Origin of the sequence: Serinibacter arcticus (assembly GCF_004786095.1) — a bacterium.
Taxonomy (GTDB): Bacteria; Actinomycetota; Actinomycetes; order Actinomycetales; family Beutenbergiaceae; genus Litorihabitans; species Litorihabitans arcticus.
The window spans coordinates 507,687-522,323 of record NZ_RHPJ01000001.1 but is presented as its reverse complement, the minus strand read 5'-3'; the positions used below and the strand labels follow the sequence as shown (position 1 = coordinate 522,323).

Annotated in this window: 13 protein-coding genes; 12 read left to right on the top strand and 1 reads right to left on the bottom strand. The window is 72.8% G+C overall.

Annotated elements, in window-relative coordinates; genetic code table 11:
* Window position 1 precedes the first annotated feature (1 nt).
* The 6 genes from SERN_RS02395 (at window position 2) to fdhA (ending at window position 6,944) form a co-directional block, all read left to right on the top strand.
* Window positions 2–1,717: an aromatic amino acid ammonia-lyase gene (locus tag SERN_RS02395; RefSeq protein ID WP_135848511.1), complete on the top strand. Its 1,716-nt coding sequence runs from the start codon at window positions 2–4 to the stop codon at window positions 1,715–1,717.
* On the top strand, window positions 1,714–2,862 hold the full coding sequence (locus tag SERN_RS02390) for an ABC transporter ATP-binding protein (protein WP_135848510.1): 1,149 nt from the start codon (window positions 1,714–1,716) through the stop codon (window positions 2,860–2,862). The genes SERN_RS02395 and SERN_RS02390 overlap by 4 nt, the downstream gene beginning before the upstream one ends.
* Window positions 2,859–3,587 carry an ABC transporter permease gene (locus SERN_RS02385; protein ID WP_233251412.1) on the top strand — a complete coding sequence of 243 codons (729 nt, stop codon included), beginning with the start codon at window positions 2,859–2,861 and terminating at the stop codon, window positions 3,585–3,587. The genes SERN_RS02390 and SERN_RS02385 overlap by 4 nt, the downstream gene beginning before the upstream one ends.
* Window positions 3,577–4,296 carry an ABC transporter permease gene (locus tag SERN_RS02380; RefSeq protein WP_135848509.1) on the top strand — a complete coding sequence of 240 codons (720 nt, stop codon included), beginning with the start codon at window positions 3,577–3,579 and terminating at the stop codon, window positions 4,294–4,296. The genes SERN_RS02385 and SERN_RS02380 overlap by 11 nt, the downstream gene beginning before the upstream one ends.
* A 7-nt stretch (window positions 4,297–4,303) precedes the next feature.
* Window positions 4,304–5,605 (top strand): M20 family metallo-hydrolase, encoded by a 1,302-nt coding sequence (locus SERN_RS02375; protein WP_135848508.1) that lies wholly within the window; start codon window positions 4,304–4,306, stop codon window positions 5,603–5,605.
* Window positions 5,606–5,726: 121 nt separating this feature from the next.
* On the top strand, window positions 5,727–6,944 hold the full coding sequence (fdhA, locus tag SERN_RS02370) for a formaldehyde dehydrogenase, glutathione-independent (protein ID WP_135848507.1): 1,218 nt from the start codon (window positions 5,727–5,729) through the stop codon (window positions 6,942–6,944).
* Window positions 6,945–6,960: 16 nt separating this feature from the next.
* On the opposite strand, the gene SERN_RS02365 is transcribed toward fdhA, so the two are convergent.
* Window positions 6,961–7,821 (bottom strand): exonuclease domain-containing protein, encoded by an 861-nt coding sequence (locus SERN_RS02365; RefSeq protein WP_135848506.1) that lies wholly within the window; start codon window positions 7,819–7,821, stop codon window positions 6,961–6,963.
* Between the two features lie 83 nt (window positions 7,822–7,904).
* On the opposite strand from SERN_RS02365, the gene SERN_RS02360 reads away from it, so the two are divergent.
* The 6 genes from SERN_RS02360 (at window position 7,905) to SERN_RS02335 (ending at window position 14,555) form a co-directional block, all read left to right on the top strand.
* Window positions 7,905–9,029 (top strand): GuaB3 family IMP dehydrogenase-related protein, encoded by a 1,125-nt coding sequence (locus SERN_RS02360; RefSeq protein ID WP_135848505.1) that lies wholly within the window; start codon window positions 7,905–7,907, stop codon window positions 9,027–9,029.
* Window positions 9,030–9,120: 91 nt separating this feature from the next.
* On the top strand, window positions 9,121–9,918 hold the full coding sequence (ddaH, locus tag SERN_RS02355; RefSeq protein ID WP_135848504.1) for a dimethylargininase: 798 nt from the start codon (window positions 9,121–9,123) through the stop codon (window positions 9,916–9,918).
* Between the two features lie 14 nt (window positions 9,919–9,932).
* Window positions 9,933–11,333, top strand: coding sequence for a class II fumarate hydratase (locus SERN_RS02350; RefSeq protein WP_135848503.1), 1,401 nt, complete (start codon window positions 9,933–9,935; stop codon window positions 11,331–11,333).
* A gap of 283 nt (window positions 11,334–11,616) precedes the next feature.
* Window positions 11,617–12,456 carry a DeoR/GlpR family DNA-binding transcription regulator gene (locus SERN_RS02345; protein ID WP_332888452.1) on the top strand — a complete coding sequence of 280 codons (840 nt, stop codon included), beginning with the start codon at window positions 11,617–11,619 and terminating at the stop codon, window positions 12,454–12,456.
* A 127-nt stretch (window positions 12,457–12,583) separates the two neighbouring features.
* Window positions 12,584–13,033, top strand: coding sequence for a PTS sugar transporter subunit IIA (locus SERN_RS02340; protein ID WP_135848502.1), 450 nt, complete (start codon window positions 12,584–12,586; stop codon window positions 13,031–13,033).
* A 1-nt stretch (window position 13,034) separates the two neighbouring features.
* Window positions 13,035–14,555 carry a PTS fructose transporter subunit IIC gene (locus SERN_RS02335; RefSeq protein ID WP_135848501.1) on the top strand — a complete coding sequence of 507 codons (1,521 nt, stop codon included), beginning with the start codon at window positions 13,035–13,037 and terminating at the stop codon, window positions 14,553–14,555.
* Window positions 14,556–14,637 lie beyond the last annotated feature (82 nt).

Sequence of the window (14,637 nt, the reverse complement as noted above, 5' to 3'; positions counted from 1 at the left end):
CATGTCGATCGACGACCGCAGCACCGCACCGTCCCCGGGTGCGCCGGCCACCGCCGGCGCCCCCGGGTACGGGCGCGCGGTCATCGACCTCGGCACGCAGCGCCTGACCCCGGGCGAGGTCGCCCTGGTCGCCGTCGGCGGCGCACGGTTCCGCGCCCCGCAGGCGACGATCGACCTCCTGGCCCGGGCCCGCCGGGTCATCGACAGCGTCCTGGCGGACGGGCTCCCGAGCTACGGCGTCAACCGCGGGCTCGGTCCGATGCGTGACCAGGAGATCCCCCTCGACCTGCAGGAGCAGTTCCAGCACTTCGTGCTCGCCTCCCACGCGGCCGGGGTGGGGGAGGCGCTCAGCCCCGCCCAGTCCCGCGCGATCCTGGCGGCTCGCCTGGCGGGGCTCGCCCAGGGCGGGTCGGGGATCTCGGTGGCGACGTTCCGCGCCCTGGTCGCGCTGGTGGACGCCGACATCACCCCGGTCGTGACCCGGTTCGGCTCCGTCGGGGCGGCCGACCTCGCCCCGCTCGCCGCCATCGGCGCCGTCCTGGTGGGGCGTGGCAGCACGTTCGGTCCCGACGGCACCCGCGTCCCCGGGGCGCAGGCGCTCGCGGCGGCGGGGCTGACCCCGGCCACCCTCGGTCCGAAGGACGCGCTCGCCCTGGTCGGGGCGAACTCCGGGTCGATCGGGCTCGCGTGCCTCGCCTCGCTGCAGCTCGACACGCTCGTGCTCTCGTCCGACCTCGTCGCGGCGATGACGGTCGAGGCGCTCGGCGCGAGCCTCGCGCCGTTCGACGAGGTGGTCGCCGAGGCCCGGCCGATGCCCGGTCAGGTGGCCTCCGCGGCGGCGGTCCGCGAGGCGGTCTCCGGCGGCGACCTCGAGCAGGGCCTCATCGCCACCATCTCGCTCCAGGACGCGCTCTCGATCCGCACCGTGCCCCAGGTGCACGGCGTGCTGCACCAGGTCGCCTCCGACCTGCGCGAGATCCTCACCGTCGAGCTGAACTCGCCGACCGACAACCCGCTCGTGGACGTCGAGGCCGGGGTGGTGCGTCCGACGGGGAACTTCTCCGTGCTGGAGCTCGCCATCTCGGCGGAGTCCACCAGGCTGGTGCTGGCCCACGTCGGCATGCTCGCCGAACGGCGCATCGCCTCGCTCGTGCAGCGCGTGCGCTCCGACCGGCCGCTGGTCGACCAGATCGCCGCGGCGGCGTCGTCGGCCGGGTTCCTGACCCCCGTCATCCTGGCGAACACCGCCTCGCAGGTCGTGGTCAGGCTGAAGCACCTCGCCAATCCCCTGTCCACCGCCGGCACCACCGTGGGGGACGGCGTCGAGGACCACAGCTCGCAGGCCTTCGCGGCCGTGCTCGCCACGGTCGAGGCGATCGAGGCCACCGAGATCCTGCTCGCGATCGAGACGCTGCTCGCCGCCGACGCGCTCAGCGCCGACATCGCCCGGCGCGGCTCCCGCCGCCTGGGGATCGGCGTCGCCGGGCTGCACGGCGCCGTCGTCGACCTCACCTCGGCGCTCGGCAGCGCCGAGGTGGCCCACGACGTCGTGGAGAAGGTGCGGCCCCTGGTCGCGATCGCCGCGACGGCGATGTCCGGTCGCGCGCTGCGCGACGCGACCTGGCACGCCCAGCACGAGCACCTGTCCGACACCACCCCGGCCGACCTCGTCGACGACCCCGGCGCACTGCGCCACCGCCTGAGAGGATCCTCATGATCACGTTCGACCACGTCACGAAACGATTCCCGGACGGCACGGTGGGGGTCGACGACCTCAGCCTCGAGATCGAGCAGGGGTCGTTCACCGTGTTCGTCGGCCCGTCCGGCTGCGGCAAGACGACGTCCATGCGGATGATCAACCGGATGATCGACCCGACCGAGGGCACCATCACGGTCGGGGGCCGCGACATCTCCACCGTCCGACCGACCGAGCTGCGCCTCGGCATCGGGTACGTCATCCAGAACGCGGGCCTGATGCCGCACCGCACCGTCGTCGACAACGTCGCCACGGTGCTCGTGCTGCAGGGCGTCACCAAGCGCAAGGCGCGGATCACCGCGCTCGAGGCGATGGAGCGCGTCGGGCTGGACCTGCGGATGGCGACGCGCTACCCGGCCCAGCTGTCGGGCGGTCAGCAGCAGCGCGTGGGTGTGGCGCGTGCGCTGGCCGCCGACCCGCCCGTGCTCCTGATGGACGAGCCGTTCTCCGCCGTCGACCCCGTGGTGCGCGACGACCTGCAGCGCGAGATGCTGCGCCTGCAGTCCGAGCTCTCCAAGACCATCGTGTTCGTCACCCACGACATCGACGAGGCGATCCGCCTCGGCGACCGGGTCGCGGTGTTCGGGACCGGGGGCGTGCTGCAGCAGCTCGACACCGCCGAGGCGGTCCTGACGCGGCCCGCCAACCCGTTCGTCACCAACCTCGTCGGGCGCGACCGCGGTTTCCGCTCGCTGTCCTTCCAGTCCGCGACGCAGGTGCCGGTGCACGACGTCGAGACGCTCCCGCTCGCGGGACTCGGCTCCGCACCCGCGCTCGCGCCGCACGCGTGGGCGCTCGTCGTCGACGGCGACCGGCGCCCCGTGGGCTGGCTGAACGCCACCCGCCAGGCCCTGGTGGGCGAGCGGGGCGAGGCGGCGCTGGCGCCGCTGGGCTCCCTCTCGACGCCGTCGCGCACGCTGCGCCAGTCGCTCGACGCCGTGCTGTCCTCACCGTCCGAGCGGGGCGTGGTGGTCGACGACGACGGCGCGCTGCTGGGCGTCGTCGAGGCGAACGACGTGCTCGCGGCGCTGTCGGCCCAGCGCGGTTCGACCACCGATGACGCCGGCGTCCTCGGTGCCACCGCGACGCAGGACGCGCTCTCGTGAACCTCTGGGGCATCCGGAACTGGGAGGCCGTGCAGCCGCTGCTCGTGCAGCACCTCTACCTCTCGGTCGTCCCCACGCTCATCGGCGTGGTCGTCGCGATCCCGATCGGGCTGCTGCTGCGCGACCGGCGCCGGGCGCGCACGGTCGCCGTCGTGCTCTCGAGCGCGATCTTCACGATCCCGTCGCTGGCGCTGTTCGTCGTGCTGCCGCTGCTGCTCGGGACGCGGGTGCTCGACCCGATCAACGTCGTCGTCGCGCTCACGCTCTACACCGTGGCGCTGTCGGTGCGCACCACGTTCGAGGCGCTCGACGCCGTCCCTGCCGCCACGCGCGAGGCGGCCACGGCCGTCGGCTACTCCTCGTGGCGCCGCGCGACGGCGGTCGACCTCCCGCTCGCGATCCCCGTGCTCACGGCCGGGACGCGCGTCGTCGCCGTCACGAACGTCTCGATGGTCTCGGTCGGTGCCGTGATCGGCATCGGTGGACTGGGCCAGCTGTTCACGACCGGCTACCAGCGCGACTTCCCCGAGCAGATCCTCACCGGGCTGGTGCTGATCCTGCTCGTGGCGATCGTGTTCGACCGGATCATCGCCCTCGTGGGACGAGCGTTCACGCCGTGGATCCGCGGTGCCAGCCTGCGGGCTTCCGAACGCCGCCTGCGCGCGCTCGCCCAGGCGCTCCCCGAGGTCGGCCGGCTGCGGGAGGTGGTCTCCGGTGCTCGCTGACCTGGCCGCCTACCTGGGCGACGGCACCAACTGGGCCGGGTCGACCGGCATCCTCAACCGGCTCGTGGAGCACGTGGGCTACTCCGCCCTCGCGCTCCTCGTCGGTGCCGTGATCGCCGTACCGCTCGGCCTCGCGATCGGCCACACGGGCAGGGGCGAGGGCATCATCGTCGGGCTCGCCAACACGATGCGCGCCCTGCCGAGCCTCGGGCTGATGACGTTCCTCGTGCTCCTGATGTCCTCCACGCTGATCCCGCCGATCACGGCGCTGGTGGCGCTGGCCGTGCCACCGCTGCTCGCCGGCGTCTACGCCGGTATCGCCAACGTCGACCGCTCGGTGGTCGACGCCGCGCGCGCCATGGGGATGACCGAGTGGCAGATCCTGCTGCGCGTGGAGCTCCCGAACGCGCTCCCGCTCATCGTGGGCGGCCTGCGCGGGGCGACCCTGCAGGTCGTGGCGACGGCGACGATCGCCGCCTTCGTCAATCTCGGTGGGCTGGGTCGCTACATCTTCGACGGCCTGGCGCTCTACGACTACACGCGGGTGCTGCTGGGCGCGCTCCTCGTGACCGCGCTCGCCCTCGTCCTGGACGGCCTGCTGGCCCTCGTGGTCAAGCTCGTGCAGCCCGGGACCGGCCGGATGACCGTCAGGGACACCGGGCTGCAGGCGGCCATCGACGACCGCGCGCCCGCTGCGCCGACGGCGTGAGGCGAGCGTGACGGCGTCGGGCGGCACGGCGGGGTCGATCGATCTCGACCGCCTGGCGCCCGACGCCGACCGCGTCGCCTCGACGATCGCGACGCTCGCCGCTGGATTCACCGAGTCCGCCGAACCGGGGTGGACGCGACGGGTGTTCTCCGACGCCTACCGGGCCTCGCGCGGCTGGACGCTGGCGCTGATGCGCGACGCCGGGCTCGAGGCGCACCTCGACCCCGCGGGCAACGTCGTGGGCGTGCTGCCGGGACGGAACCGGTCCGCCCCACCGCTCATGACCGGCTCGCACACCGACACCGTGCACGGGGGCGGCCGCTTCGACGGGATCGTCGGCGTGGTCGGTGCGGTCGAGGTCGCGCGCCGGCTGCTCGAGAGCGGTCAGCAGCTCGAGCGCGACCTGGTGGTGGTCGACTTCCTCGGCGAGGAGGCCAACCCGTTCGGCGTCTCGTGCGTCGGCTCGCGCTCGATCGCCGGGCTCCTGGACGCCGAGCACCTCGGCCGCCGCGACGACGAGGGCCGTCGCCTGGGCGACGTCATGACGACGTTCGGTCTCGATCCCGGCGCCGCCCTCGCCCAGGGGTGGAGCCCGGGCTCGCTGCACGGCTACGTCGAGCTGCACGTGGAGCAGGGTCCGGTGCTCGAGACCGCGGGCACGTCGATCGGGGTCGTGACCGCCATCGCCGGCATCGAGCGACTCTTCGCACGCTTCACCGGCCGTGCCGACCACGCCGGGACCATGCCGATGGACCAGCGCCGCGACGCACTGGCGGCTGCGGCGGCGGCCGTGGTGGCCGTCGAGCGCGAGGGCTGCGGCGCGCCGGTGCACGGTGTCTCGACCGTCGGCCGGTTCGAGTCGAGCCCGGGTGCCCTCAACGTCGTCCCTGACGAGGCCCGGGTCTGGGCCGAGATCCGCTCGACCGAGGCGGCGTGGCTCACGGGTGCACGACGCCGCGTGGTCGACGCGATCGGGGCGGAGGCCGAGCGCCGTGGGGTGACCACCGTGGTGGACTGGCTGAACGACCAGGACCCCGTGCGGGCGGACCCGCTGGTGCAGGACCTCATCGGGTCCTCGGCCGACTCCCTCGGTCTCCGCTGGCAGGCGGTCCCCTCGGGCGCCGGGCACGACGCCGCGCACCTGGCGCACCTGGGCCCGATGGGGATGATCTTCATCCCGTCGGTCGGTGGCCGGAGCCACTGCCCCGAGGAGCTCTCGCAGACCGACCACGTGGCCGAGGGTGTGCACGTCCTCGCGGCCACGCTCGTGGCGATGGATGCGCGGAGCGGAGCGGTCACCTCCGCCTGAGGCGGGTGGGCGCACGCACGGGGGTTCTCATCCCGTCGTGAGGTGCCTAGGGTCGAGGTGACCCCCCGGGGACGGGCGGTCGAGCAGGGAACGGTCCCACCGCACTCAACGAGGAGTCGAAGTGACGAGCAACAGAGCAGTCGCGTACAAGGGTCCAGGCGTCGTGGAGGTCATCGACACGCCCTACCCGGAGTTCGAGCTCAAGGACGGGCCGGGGGTGAATCCCGCCAACGTCGGCCGTGATGTGCGGCACGGGGCGATCCTGCGCACCGTCAGCACGAACATCTGCGGGTCGGACCAGCACATGGTCCGGGGTCGCACCACCGCACCGTCCGACCTCGTGCTGGGGCACGAGATCACCGGTGAGGTGATCGAGGTCGGTCCCGACGTCGAGTTCATCAAGGTCGGGGACATCGTCTCCGTACCGTTCAACATCGCCTGCGGACGCTGCCGCAACTGCAAGGAGCGCAAGACCGGCATCTGCCTGAACGTCAACCCCGACCGTCCCGGCAGCGCCTACGGCTACGTCGACATGGGCGGCTGGGTCGGTGGTCAGGCCGAGTTCGTGCTCGTGCCGTACGCGGACTGGAACCTGCTGGCCTTCCCGGACCGCGACCAGGCGCTGGAGAAGATCCTCGACCTGACGATGCTGTCCGACATCTTCCCGACGGGCTTCCACGGCGCCGTCACGGCCGGGGTGGGCGTGGGCTCCACGGTCTACATCGCGGGTGCCGGGCCGGTCGGGCTGGCAGCGGCGGCCGGGGCGCAGCTGCTGGGGGCCGCCGTCGTGGTGGTCGGCGACCTGAACGAGGAGCGGCTCGCGCAGGCGAGGTCCTTCGGCTGCGAGACGGTCGACGTCAGCAAGGGCGACCCGGGGGAGCAGCTGGAGCAGCTGCTCGGCGTGCCCGAGGTCGACTGCGCGGTGGACGCCGTCGGGTTCGAGGCGCGCGGCCACGGCGCCGACGCGTCCCACGAGGCGCCCGCGACGGTGCTGAACTCCCTCATGACGGTCACGGCCGCCGGCGGTGGGCTCGGCATCCCCGGGCTGTACGTCACGGGCGACCCCGGCGGGATCGACGACGCGGCGAAGGAGGGCTCGCTCTCGCTGCGTCTCGGACTCGGGTGGGCGAAGTCGCTGTCGTTCGCCACGGGGCAGTGCCCGGTGATGAAGTACCACCGGGGCCTGATGATGGCGATCCTGCACGACAAGGTGCAGATCGCGAAGGCGGTCAACGCGACCCCCATCACGCTGGACGAGGCCCCGCAGGGCTATGCGGACTTCGATGCCGGGGCCGCCAAGAAGTACGTCATCAACCCGAACGGCTACATCGCGGCCTGACGGGAGCGCGGGTGGATCAGCCGGTTGCTGCTGCGACCGGCTGGTCCACCGGCTGCTTGTCCAGCTGATGCTTGTCCAGCTGCTTGTCCACCCGCTGCGCCGCGGCGGCGGCGCGGGCGCGGGCCACGATGTCGGCGATGATCTCCTCGCCGAGCGCGTACTCGCCCTGCAGGGGCCAGCTGCCGTCGGCCGGGGGCCGGTCGTAGCCGTTCTCCTGCAGCCAGGTGTTGAAACCGCGCGCCCACATGTGGTGCGCGCGGATCTGCCGCTCGTGCATCGCCGAGAGCGGCACCTCGGCCAGCTCGGGGAACCGGCGCACCAGGGCGCCGAGGACGTCGAGCGTCGCGTCGACGTCGACGTCGGCGGCGTGCAGCTCTCCGGTGGCCACGACGCCGTAGTACTCCGCCAGGTTGCCCAGCCGGCGCTTGCCGGGGCGGTAGCGGTCCAGCGCGCGGTCGAGGACCAGCGGGTCGATCGCGGGGCCGGGGGCGCGCCCGAGGCGGTCCGTCAGGGTGACCAGCCCGTGCCGGGCGAGCTCGTACTCGAGGATCGTGAGGTCGTAGGAGGCGTTGAACGCCACGACCGGGACGCCGTCGGCCATCGCGCCCGCCAGGGCCGCGGCGACCTCCTCGAGCACCTCGGCCGGCGGGCGACCGTGCTCGCGGGCATACGCCGTCGTGACGCCGTGGATCGCGGAGGCGGCCTCGGGGATCTCGACCCCGGGGTCGATGATCCAGGTGCGCACGCGGGACAGGCCTCCCAGGCCGTCGCGCATCACGAGCGCGGCCGTGACGATTCGGTCGCTCGTGACGTCGACCCCGGTCGTCTCCGTGTCGAAGCCGAGCACCCTGCTCGAGGTCCACCCGCCTGCTGTCATGCCCACACCCTGCCATCCGCGACCGACATCCATGCGGCGGTCCACGCCGTGCGTCGCGCATCCGCCCGGTAGCCTGGGTGACCGTGAGCAACGAGATCGAGATCGGCCGTGGCAAGCGTGGGCGTCGCGCCTACACCTTCGACGACATCGCCGTCGTCCCGAGCCGGCGCACCCGGACGCCCGACGACGTGTCCGTCACCTGGCAGATCGACGCCTACCAGGTCGACATCCCGGTCGTCGCGGCGCCGATGGACTCCGTGATGAGCCCGGAGACCGCGATCGAGCTCGGACGCCTGGGCGGTATCGGCGTGCTGGACCTCGAGGGCCTGTGGACGCGGTACGAGAACCCCGAGCCGCTGCTCGAGGAGATCGCCACGATCCCCGCGGGTGACGCCACGCGCCGCATGCAGGAGCTGTACTCCGAGCCCGTCGTGCCCGAGCTCATCCACGAGCGCATCCGTCAGATCCGCGCCGCCGGCGTCACCGTCGCCGGCGCCCTGTCGCCGCAGCGCACGCAGGAGCACTGGCGCACCGTCGTGGAGGCCGGCGTCGACCTGTTCGTGATCCGCGGGACGACCGTCTCGGCCGAGCACGTCTCCTCCGAGGCCGAGCCGCTCAACCTCAAGCGCTTCATCTACGAGCTCGACGTGCCCGTCATCGTCGGCGGCGCCGCGACCTACACCGCCGCGCTGCACCTCATGCGCACGGGCGCCGCGGGCGTCCTCGTCGGCTTCGGCGGCGGTGCCGCCAACACCACGCGCGCCAGCCTCGGCATCCACGCGCCCATGGCCACCGCCGTGGCCGACGTCGCCGCGGCCCGCCGCGACTACCTCGACGAGTCGGGCGGCCGGTACGTGCACGTCATCGCCGACGGCAGCGTCGGCCGCAGCGGCGACCTGGTCAAGGCCATCGCGTGCGGCGCCGACGCCGTCATGCTCGGTGCCGCGCTCGCCCGCGCCACCGAGGCGCCCGGCCGCGGCTGGCACTGGGGCTCCGAGGCCCACCACCCCGACCTGCCGCGCGGTGAGCGCGTGCGGGTCGGCACCGTCGGCACGCTGCGCGAGATCCTGCACGGTCCGGGCGGCCGCGCCGACGGCACGCTCAACATGATCGGTGCGCTCCGCAAGGCGATGGCCACGACCGGCTTCTCCGACGCCAAGGAGTTCCAGCGGGTCGAGGTCGTCGTCTCGCCCTACTCGCCGCGCTGACGCCTCGGCGCCCTCCGCCGAGAACGCCCCTGCTCGCGTTCTGCGCCCCGATCCCGCGACCCGGGGCGGTCTCGCGGTGCAGGATGGAGTCGTGAAGCGCCTCCTGGTCCGTCGCCCCTCGCCCCGTCTCGCCGACGGTGAGCTGACCCACCTCGAGCGCCAGCCGGTCGACGCCGACCTCGCGCAGCGGCAGTGGGAGGGCTACGTCGCCGCGTTCGCCGAGCGCGGTTGGGACGTGGTGGAGGTCGAGGCGGTACCCGAGCAGTCCGACGGCGTCTTCGTCGAGGATGCGGTCATCGTGTTCGACGACCTCGCCGTGCTGGCGCGCGCGGGCGCGGAGTCGCGGCGCGGCGAGCGCGCGGGGGCCGAGGCCGCCGCGCGGTCGCTCGGTCTGAGGGTGCACGCCGTCGAGGCGCCCGGCACGCTCGACGGCGGTGACGTCCTCAAGATCGGGCGGCGCGTCTACGTCGGGCGCACCGCCCGCACGAACGACGCCGGGATCGCACAGCTGCGGGCCGTCCTCGAGCCGGCGGGCCGCGAGGTGGTGGTCGTCCCGGTCACGACGGCACTGCACCTGAAGTCGGCCGTGACGGCCCTCCCGGACGGCACGGTCATCGGCCACTCCTCGCTCGTCGAGGCGCCCGGCGCGTTCCCGGCGTTCCGCCCCGTGCCCGAGGTGACCGGCACCGCCGTCGTCGTCCTGGACCCCGGCACCGTCCTGATGTCGGCGAGCGCCCCCGAGACGGCGCAGCAGTGGCGCGACGCGGGCCTGGAGGTCGTGACGGTGGACATCACCGAGTTCGAGAAGCTCGAGGGCTGCGTGACCTGCCTGTCGGTGCGGGTGCGTGCGGGCGTGGCAGAGTTGGCCTCGGACCAGCCCAGAGACTGACGAAGGAGCACCGCATGGCCGCGGAGACCGAGTACCGCATCGAGCACGACACGATGGGGGAGGTCAGGGTCCCGAAGGACGCGACGTACGCGGCGCAGACCCAGCGTGCTGTCGAGAACTTCCCGATCTCCGGCACGACGCTCGCACGCCACCACATCGCCGCGCTCGCCCAGATCAAGAAGGCCGCCGCGCGGGCCAACGCCGACCTCGGCGTGCTCGACCGCGACATCGCCGACGCCATCGCCAGGGCCGCCGACAGGGTCATCGCCGGCGAGCTCGACCACGACTTCCCGATCGACGTGTTCCAGACCGGATCCGGCACGTCCTCGAACATGAACACGAACGAGGTCATCGCGACGCTGGCCAGCCGCACGCTGGGCCGGGCCGTCCACCCCAACGACCACGTCAACGCGTCGCAGTCGAGCAACGACGTCTTCCCGTCCTCGATCCACGTCGCGGCGCTCGAGGCCGTCACCACGGTCCTGCTGCCCGGGCTGGAGGCGCTCGCCGTCTCGCTCGAGGCGAAGGCGGTCGAGTTCGCCGACGTCGTGAAGTCCGGTCGCACGCACCTCATGGACGCGACGCCGGTCATGCTCGGCCAGGAGTTCCGCGGCTACGCCACGCAGATCCGCTACGGCATCGCGCGCGTCCGCGGCACGCTGGACCGGCTCGCGGAGCTGCCGCAGGGCGGCACCGCCGTCGGCACGGGGATCAACACCCCGGCGGGGTTCCCGCAGAAGGTCATCGGCTACGTCGCCGAGCAGACCGGGCTGCCTGTCGTCGAGGCGACCGACCACTTCGAGGCGCAGGGCGCGATGGACTCCTTCGTGGAGACGTCCGGATCGCTGCGAACGGTGGCGGTCTCGCTCGTGAAGATCTGCAACGACCTGCGGTGGATGGGGTCGGGACCGCGCACCGGGCTCGGCGAGATCGCGCTGCCGGACCTGCAGCCGGGATCCTCGATCATGCCCGGCAAGGTCAACCCCGTCCTGCCCGAGGCGACGCTCCAGGTGTGCGCCCAGGTGATCGGCAACGACCAGGCCATCGCGTTCTCCGGCACCACGGGGCTGTTCGAGCTCAACGTCATGCTCCCCGTGATGGCGCGCAACCTGCTCGAGTCGATCACGCTGCTGGGCAACGTCTCCCGGGTGCTCGCGGAGCGCTGCATCGACGGCATCACGGCCAACGTCGAGCGCTGCCGCGAGCTGGCGGAGTCCTCGCCGTCGATCGTCACGCCGCTGAACCGCGTCATCGGCTACGAGGCCGCGGCCGCGATCGCCAAGCACTCCGTCAAGGAGGGCATCACGATCCGCCAGGCCGTGGTCGACCTCGGCTACGTGGAGCGCGGCGAGGTCACGCACGGCCAGCTCGACGTCGCCCTCGACGTGGCGGCGATGACGACGCCGCGCAACTGACCTCTCCGACGACGGCCCGGGACCCGCGAGGTCCCGGGCCGTCGTCGTGCCGCGCCGCTCCGCTGACCTCCGCTACCCGCCGCCCTTCCGTGCTGCCCGCCGCCGTCGCGCACCCACCGCAACAAGATCTGCGATCGTTCGTGGCCTTCGGAAGGACACGAACGAACGAGAAAGCAGGCTGCACGGCCGAGTGGATGTGGGAAACCACAGATTTGGTGCCCGACTCTTCGCCGTATCGGTCCGAATCTGTTGACATGCGCGCCGAACATGGGCACACTCGGACGTGGCGACAAAGGATGTCGCCGGTGGCGCACCGCAGCGCCGGATGGAGGACATCGTGTATCCACCTGAACGGCACGCCGAGATCACCGCGCGGGCCCGCGCCCACGGACGCGTCGACGTCGCCACCCTGGCCCGCGAGCTCGACGTCACCGCCGAGACCATCCGGCGCGACCTGACCCTGCTCGAGCGCCGCGGGAGCGTCCGCCGCGTGCACGGCGGCGCCGTCGCCGTCGAACGACTCGGCCTCGAGCCGAGCGTCAGCGAGCGCGAGGTCGTCAACACCGCGGCTAAGCACGCGATCGCCGCCGCAGCACTTGCCGAGATCGGCGACGCCGCCACCATCGTGCTGGACGGCGGGACGACGACGGCGCGGCTCGCGACCATGCTGCCGACCGACCGCGAGCTCACCGTCGTGACCCACGCCCTGCCCATCGCGAGCATCGTCGCGACGCGACCCAACGTGCACCTCCACCTCGTGGGCGGACACGTGCGCGGTCGGACCCTCGTGGCCGTCGGCCCCTGGACCACCCAGGCGCTCGCCCGGGTCAAGGCCGACGTCGCCGTCCTCGGAGCGAACGGCATCAGCCGCGAGCAGGGCGTCACGACACCCGACGTCGCCGAGGCCGAGGTGAAGGCGGCGCTCGCGGCCGCCGCCCGGCGCGTGATCGTCGTCGCCGACCACTCCAAGATCGGCCGGGACGAGCTCATCTCGGTCATCCCGTGCGACGCCATCGACACCCTCGTCACCGACGACGACGCCGACCCCGAGCTCACCGACGAGATCGAGGCCGCGGGTGTGAGCGTGCGCCGCGCGACGCCCGCCGTCGCACCGCCGCCCTGATCTCCCTCGTTCGACCCGGCGCAGCCAGCCACCCGGCCCTCAGCCAGCGAGACCCCAGCCAGCGAGACCCCAGCCAGCCCAGCACCGCAGCAGTCCTCACCCACCCCCGCACCAAGGAGCGCAGCCCATGACCAGCCAGCTCATCACCGCCGACCTCGTCGCCGTCAACGTCTCCGCAGCAGACAAGGGGGCCGTCATCGACCTCCTCGCCCAGCGCCTCGCCGACGCCGGTCGCGTCAGCGACGCCGCCGCCTTCGCCGCCGACGTCCGGGCCCGCGAGGCCGTCACCGCGACCGGTATGCCCGGTGCGATCGGCCTGCCGCACGCCAAGTCGGCCGCGGTGCTCGTTCCCTCGCTCGCCGTGGCGACCGTGCCGGACGGCGTCGACTTCGAGGGTCCCGACGGCGCCGCCACCCTGGTCTTCCTCATCGCTGCCCCGGCCGAGGGCGCCGACGAGCACCTCAAGATCCTCGCCAAGCTCGCCCGCAAGCTCGTCAGCCCCGCGTTCACCGGTGCGGTCCGCGACGCGGCCGACGCCGAGACCGTGGCGACCGTCGTGACCGAGGCGGTGGCCTGACATGAAGTTCGTCGCCGTCACCTCCTGCCCGACGGGCATCGCGCACACGTACATGGCCGCCGAGGCCCTCGAGCAGATCGGCAGGGCCGGTGGCCACGAGGTCGTCGTGGAGACCCAGGGTTCCATCGGGACCGACGCGATCGACCAGTCCGTCATCGACGCCGCCGACGGCGTCATCTTCGCGGCCGACCTCGAGGTCAAGGGTCGCGAGCGCTTCGCGGGCAAGCCGACGATCGACGTCGGTGTGAAGCGCGCCGTGCACGAGCCGCAGAAGGTCCTGGACGAGGCGATCGCCGCCGTCGAGAGCGGCGTCGTCACCGCGGCCGCGACGTCGTCGTCCTCCGGTGGTTCCGGTCCGGCGACCAAGGTCGACCCGAACGCCAGCACGCTGTCCCGCGTGCGGCAGTGGTTGATGACCGGGGTGTCCTACATGATCCCGTTCGTCGCCGCGGGCGGCATCCTCATCGCGCTGAGCTTCATGCTCTCGCAGCTCGCGTGGGGCGGAGCCGACGGCGCGATCGAGGTCACCGCCGTCGACGCCGCCGGCGTCCTGGCGAGCTTCGACCCGACGTCGCTGCAGCACTGGTGCGTCGTGCTCCTCAAGACCGGTCAGCTCGCGTTCGGCTTCCTCGTGCCCGTCCTCTCCGGCTTCATCGCCTACGCGATCGCCGACCGTCCCGGCCTCGTCCCCGGGTTCGTCGGAGGTGCCGCCGCCGGGTTCGTCGGTGCCGGGTTCCTCGGAGGACTCGTGACCGGCTTCGCGGCCGGCTTCCTCGCGCTGTGGATCTCCCGCTGGCGGGTGCCCAAGGGCGTGCGGGGCGTGATGCCGGTCGTGGTGATCCCGCTGCTGTCGTCGCTCGGGATCGGCATCCTCATGCTCGTCGTGCTAGGCCGGCCCATCGCCGCGCTGATGGACGGTCTGGGCACCTGGCTCAGCAGCCTCTCGGGCGGGTCGATCGTGCTCCTGGGCATCCTGCTCGGCGCGATGATGGGCTTCGACCTGGGCGGCCCGATCAACAAGGTGGCCTACACGTTCGCGGTCACCGGACTCGCGACCGAGGGCCTCGCCTCCGACGCCGCGCAGTACAAGATCATGGCCGCCGTGATGGCCGCGGGCATGGTGGCGCCCCTGGCGATGGCGCTCGCCACCACGGTGCGCAAGGGGTTGTTCACCGAGATCGAGCGCGAGAACGGCAAGGCCGCCTGGCTGCTGGGGGCGTCCTTCATCTCCGAGGGTGCGATCCCGTTCGCGGCCGCCGACCCGTGGCGCGTCATCGTCTCCTCGGTCGTCGGTTCGGCCGCGACCGGTGGTCTCGTGATGGCGTTCGGCTCGACGCTCGTGGCGCCGCACGGCGGCATCTGGGTGCTCCCGCTGATCGGCAGCTGGCTCGGCTTCCTGGCCGCGGTCGTCATCGGGACGCTCATCACGGCTGCCGTCGTCATCCTGCTCAAGACGCTGCGGGACCGCTCCGCCGTCCGTACGCAGGACGTCGCCGCCGAGGGTGCGCTCGTCACCGCCTGAGCCCCACGACGACGGGCCCGGAGACCTCGCGGTCTCCGGGCCCGTCGTCGCACGGAAAGTGCCTCGCGGACGCCCGAAAGTA